3 protein-coding genes and 1 pseudogene are annotated in these 4,323 nt (G+C 44.5%); 3 read left to right on the forward strand and 1 reads right to left on the reverse strand.

Annotation, left to right across the window (positions count from 1 at the left end):
* Positions 1 to 4: 4 nt before the first annotated feature.
* Positions 5 to 235, reverse strand: coding sequence for a hypothetical protein (locus POTG_RS22385; protein WP_009227133.1), 231 nt, complete (start codon positions 233 to 235; stop codon positions 5 to 7).
* 181 nt (positions 236 to 416) lie between these two features.
* Between POTG_RS22385 and POTG_RS22390 the strand changes: the two are divergent.
* The 3 genes and pseudogenes from POTG_RS22390 to POTG_RS22400 all read left to right on the forward strand — a co-directional run bounded on the left by POTG_RS22390 (position 417) and on the right by POTG_RS22400 (position 4,277).
* A pseudogene (locus POTG_RS22390) lies at positions 417 to 2,062 on the forward strand (IS1634 family transposase).
* Positions 2,063 to 2,263: 201 nt separating this feature from the next.
* The gene (locus tag POTG_RS22395; RefSeq protein WP_157273566.1) at positions 2,264 to 2,743 is read left to right on the forward strand and encodes a hypothetical protein; all 480 of its coding nucleotides are present in this window, start codon (positions 2,264 to 2,266) and stop codon (positions 2,741 to 2,743) included.
* A 274-nt stretch (positions 2,744 to 3,017) separates the two neighbouring features.
* Positions 3,018 to 4,277 (forward strand): trypsin-like serine protease, encoded by a 1,260-nt coding sequence (locus POTG_RS22400; RefSeq protein WP_009227136.1) that lies wholly within the window; start codon positions 3,018 to 3,020, stop codon positions 4,275 to 4,277.
* Positions 4,278 to 4,323: the final 46 nt, after the last annotated feature.

A 4,323-nucleotide genomic window follows, 5' to 3' on the forward strand; every position in this document is an offset into this window, starting at 1 on the left:
CAAATTAGATATGAACCATTTCTAAACCATTTTCATTTTGTAATACTGCTTGCTCACCTTCTGCATACATAATATTCCAGCCCTTTTGCTTAAACGTATTGATCTGTTCCTCTGAGATAAAATCAGAGTTCATTGCAAAAGCAAACAAATGAGTTGGTCTGCTCATCGCTACATACAAAAGATTTCTTTCAACCCATTTATCCTCATATTTAACCCCGGGTTCGACAGTATCCACCTAAAAGTAGGCACCCATTCGGGTGCTGTGGATAACAAGAATGCTGATTTGACGCTGGTTTTCAGACTTCTCCACAGGCACTAAATCGTTCGAAATCGCGAAAAACTGTAGGCACTAAATTTCTGTGGATAAGTCGACTTTTTCGTTGTATTTCTTGTAGTATACATTGTATCATGTAGCTATGTACATACGACAAATTTCTCGTAAAAACAAAAATGGGACAATTACCCGTTATGTCCAACTCGCCCACAATGAGCGCAATCCGGTTACCGGCACGCCGCAAGCCAAGGTGCTGTACCACTTTGGCCGCGCTGATGAGTTAGACTTCGAAGGTCTGAAGCGACTCGCGGCCAGCATTCACCGCTTTATCGGTGAGCCGCTTCCTTCCGGCTCCGAGCAAACCCGGTCTGCCTCCGTTACGATGTTGACTTCGAAAGCCATTGGCGGTACGTGGCTGCTTGATCAGCTCTGGAAGAAGCTTGGTATTGGAGAGGCAATAACCAGTCGGTTGACAGATCGGGAATTCCGCATGCCGGTAGAGCGTGCGATCTTTGCGATGGTGGCCAATCGCGTATTGGATCCCGGTAGCAAACTGGCGGTCGAGGACTGGGTCGATCGAGAAGTCGTGATCCCCGATCTGTCGACATTCGAGGTCCAGCATGGCTACCGGGCAATGGATTTCCTGCTGGAGTCGGATGAAGCGATTCAGCGTGAAGTATTTCACACCGTTGCGGATTTGCTGAATCTCGAAGTCGACTTGCTCTTCTTCGATACCACCTCCACGTACTTTGAAACGGAAGAATCGGAAGAGAACGACTTTCGGAAAACCGGATACTCCAAAGACCATCGCCCCGACTTGCCGCAAGTCGTCATTGGCTTCGCCGTTACCCGCGACGGCATTCCGATCCGTTGCTGGGTCTGGCCGGGCAACACGTCGGACATGACCGTGATCCCGGAAGTCAAGAAAGACTTGACCGGTTGGAAGTTAGGACGCGTCATTACGGTCGTCGACCGCGGCTTCTGTTCCGAAGACAACTTGCGCGTGCTTCAGCAAACCGGCGGACATTACATCGCGGGGGAAAAGATGACGTCGGGGAAACCGGCGGTCGAAGCGGCTCTTGCCCATCCCGGACGCTTCAAGACGATTTGCGACAATCTGGAAGTCAAGGAGGTCGTGATCGGCGACGGTGAAGCTCGGACACGTTATGTGCTGGTCCGTAATCCGGAAGAAGCCAAGCGGGATGCAGCCAAGCGTGAAGAACATCTGGAGCGATTGCGTGCAGAATTGAACCGGCTGAAAGAGCTCGATGGCGAAGCGCATACGAAGGCGCATTGCCGATTGCACAGCCACCCGACTTTCAGGCGGTATCTGAAAATCGACAAACGCGGCAATTTGCGCATTGACCTGAATGCCGTCAAAGCGATGGAACGTCTGGATGGCAAGTACTTGCTGCGAACATCGGATGACACGCTGTCTACGAAGACGTTGCACTCGGCTACAAGCAGCTTCTGAAGGTGGAAGCAGCCTTTCGAACGCTGAAGCAATCTCTGGAGTTGCGTCCTGTTTATCACCGCAAGGAGGAGCGGATTCGGGCTCATGTCCTGTTATGCTGGCTCGGACTCATGCTCATCCGAATCATCGAGAACCAGACCGGCAAAACATGGCGCGAAGTGCGCTCGTCTATGCAGACGATGCATTTGATCGAATACCGACTCGACGCCGGAAAGCTGTGCCAACGAACCGAATTGACGGACGAACATCGAGCAATTGTTTCTGCCCTGAAAATTGAAGAACCCCGGAAAATATGGGATATTTCGCTGATTTGATATCCGAAATCCGTAGGCACCACACGCAATTATCCACAATCGCTGTTTCCCTTGTCCTGACTGGGCTTACGGCGGTTAGTGCATCTACAGACTGTCGAATCCGGGTACCCGACTTGACTACAAACAAGGATGCAACATATAGAGGAATTAATCCGTCAAAAGGTAGTGCAAACATTCAAATAAGACATGGGGGATGAGGATATGGGGAAACGCAATTTGCTTGCCATTGCAATAATATCAATTGTTTCAATTTTTTTAGCTTCCTGTGGAAATTTACCGTTGTCAAAAACGCCTAATACCAATTCTTCGCCTCAAGGTGCAATTAACTCAAATGAGGAAAAATTTATGATAAAGAAAGAGGATATTTCTAGTGTGACTATTTCCACTGGTGTGAACGACCCGGTTAGTGGAGTGATCGATGCGGAGACGGACATATATAATCTTGTAAGCCTCTTGAATAACTCAACTCATCTTACCGGAAATGCTACAGCGGATTACTATCGTTTAGTTAAACTTAACATGAAGGACGGATCCGTAAAAGCGCTTGAGTTCGGTGGGAATGGTCAGTTTTTTAAGGTTCTCGATTCAGGGGTGTTTTTCAAACTTGAACCTCCAGAAAATCACAAGAAATTGAACAAACTGATTGACCGGGTCGAGAAGGAATATCAACTAAAACACTAATGTTTCAATGAAAATGTGGTGTCGAAAATGAACGCAAGATAATTTTTGAAGGGGGAGATCTTATCTCCTCCTAATTTGTGTCGTTGTTCCTCTTCCTCTGGAAACGTAATTCCAGAAAAGACCTACTATTTTACATAAAACCATTTCCTTTCAGAGCCATTCGAGCCTAGTAACAAAATCCCATAATATTAGTAGTTATTCACTATTCAAATTAGGAGGCGTTTGTATAATACTAGAAACAGAAAGGACTTATTCCATTATCTAGGAGGAGGAAATGATGAAGAAGTATTTTTTATCAGTGATTCTTGTTGTTGTTCTAGCATTTCAGTCAGTTGCATTTGCAGAAGACAGCAATCACGTAAATCCACCTAGTGAAAACGAAAACGTCGTCTTGCCGTTAAATGAGAAACAGAAAGAGCAACTCCAGTACGAGAAAACTTATCTTGATTCTATTTTCAACATTATTAACAGACATTATGGGAGTCCAGAAGGTTTCAATGAAGTAGGAGAGTTTTATATCGAAAACGAACCAAAATTTCAGTTTGTAGCTGCCGTTTCAAGAGAGGATGCCCGAACGGCTTCATTTATTAATGAAGTAAAGGAAGCTATTCCCGCAAATCTACTTACAGTGCAGAAAGTTAAATATTCAAAAAATGAATTACTTGCTGTCGAAAATGATGTACTTCGAAAATTGAAAACTGGTTATAAAGGGTTTGCGCCGAAAACTTTTTCAATTGAAACAGATGTAAAAGAACAAAAGGTTAAATTGTTTATCGATCAAATTGATGAACAATTTTCGGCACAATTAACATCGGAATACGGTGATTTAGTAGAAGTTCAAAAAGGAGTCATTGTTAATGAACCCGCTAAAGCGAGAGATGCAGAATTTACTGAAATGGGTGGTGGAATAAAAATTTCCTCTGGGCCATGTAGTACAACAGCGACGGCTACAAAAGATACAAGAGAATTTCTTATTACAGCAGGACATTGTATCACTAGTGTAGGCAGTACAGTTACCCAAGGGGGAGCAAATATTGGAACACAGCACTTTTCGGCGTATCGTGATGGTGGAACAGATGTTGGCTTAATTTTGCTAACGAATACTAGCAAGTATATTGGAAATAAATATTATTACAATGATACTGCCAACGCAGAATATGATAATAAGTACACAACCACATCGACTGTGCTGAAAGGTCAGTTGATTTGTAAGTCGGGTTATACCACTGGAGTCACGTGTGGAACTGTTACCAATACAAGTACGCCAGTGACATATGGTTCCATTACTCTCAATGATATGATACAAGCAAAAAAAGATGGTGGCGGTTTGGTTTTAGGTGGAGACAGCGGAGGAATTGTATTTAATGCATATAGAACGACTGAATTGATTGGTATCGTATCCGGAAGAAATGTATCAGGAGACCCGGAAGGAACATGGGGATATTTTACGAAAATCGGACCGGCATTGTCCGCTGGAGGTTCTGTAACACTTTATACTAGTGATACAAGAAAAGCAGTTGACCCGAACAACTAAATACGGGATTATGACGAAAATCGTCAGCCGAATTTTTGGCTGACGA

This window comes from Paenibacillus sp. oral taxon 786 str. D14, assembly GCF_000159955.1.
GTDB classification, from domain to species: Bacteria; Bacillota; Bacilli; order Paenibacillales; family Paenibacillaceae; genus Fontibacillus; species Fontibacillus phoenicis.

What these genes read in the sequence shown, in the direction of transcription:
- POTG_RS22395 (WP_157273566.1), top strand. Translation starts at nt 2,264, where the DNA reads ATGGGGAAACGCAATTTGCTTGCCATTGCAATAATATCAATTGTTTCA.
- POTG_RS22400 (WP_009227136.1), top strand. Translation starts at nt 3,018, where the DNA reads ATGATGAAGAAGTATTTTTTATCAGTGATTCTTGTTGTTGTTCTAGCA.